This is a genomic window from Burkholderia sp. SIMBA_051 (assembly GCF_046534915.1).
GTDB lineage: Bacteria > Pseudomonadota > Gammaproteobacteria > Burkholderiales > Burkholderiaceae > Burkholderia > Burkholderia ambifaria.
The window spans coordinates 1-333 of record NZ_JAWRXS010000115.1; the positions used below are offsets into that span (position 1 = coordinate 1).

Sequence of the window (333 nt, forward strand, 5' to 3'; positions counted from 1 at the left end):
TGGCCATAGAACGCCGCGGCGCCCTCGTCCTTCGCGTCGACGGTCAACGCGACGGCCGGGATTTCCGAGCTGGTCGCGCGCCGGAGCGCATTGACCAGCAAAGCGGCACCCAGGCCCCTGCCCCTATACCGGCGATCAACGGCCAGTCGCCCCATGCGCACCGCCGGGATCGCGGGATAGCGCGGCAGCTTGCGCGCTAAAGCTCACTGGCCCGGAAGACACAATAGGCAATGGCACGGTGTCCGGCGCGGGCGTCAGGCGAAGCACGGGGGTAACCGATATCTGCTGCAGCGCGCCGAGCCGATCGACAAACTCGGACAGGGATCGCCGATG

The 333-nt window shown here is 68.2% G+C and carries 1 protein-coding gene and 1 pseudogene; both read right to left on the bottom strand.

The window, feature by feature from the left end; genetic code table 11:
* Window positions 1-200, bottom strand: a pseudogene (locus tag SB771_RS33800) (GNAT family N-acetyltransferase); the annotation flags it as partial.
* Window positions 136-333 (bottom strand): hypothetical protein (locus tag SB771_RS33805; RefSeq protein WP_410721893.1); only part of this gene is annotated, 198 nt, incomplete at its 5' end. The pseudogene SB771_RS33800 and the gene SB771_RS33805, both read right to left, overlap by 65 nt.